Annotated in this window: 1 protein-coding gene; it reads right to left on the reverse strand. The window is 41.2% G+C overall.

Going from position 1 to position 272, the window contains the following annotated elements; genetic code table 11:
* The coding region (locus AB4512_RS25270; RefSeq protein WP_372176206.1) for a GGDEF domain-containing protein at positions 1 to 272 on the reverse strand (272 nt) is incomplete at both ends.

The following is a 272-nucleotide window of genomic DNA, read 5'->3' on the forward strand; positions in this document are numbered from 1 at the left end:
CCTAACAACTCAATGTGAGCTTTAATTGTGTCTGCTAAGTGCCTAATCACCGTGTCACCCACTGTATGCCCAAATCGATCGTTAATCGATTTGAAGTCATCAATATCAATCAACAGACATGACATCTCCATATGCTGATTTACCGGCTTCTTGAGCCAATCGTAAATAGCACGACGATTGAACACACGCGTTAAGTCATCATGCATCGCTCGATGCAGTAATTCCCTTTCTAGTAATACTTTATCGGTGACTTCTTCAAGGATCACTTGTAT

Origin of the sequence: Vibrio sp. 10N.222.52.B7 (genome assembly GCF_041474275.1) — a bacterium.
GTDB lineage: Bacteria > Pseudomonadota > Gammaproteobacteria > Enterobacterales > Vibrionaceae > Vibrio > Vibrio crassostreae_C.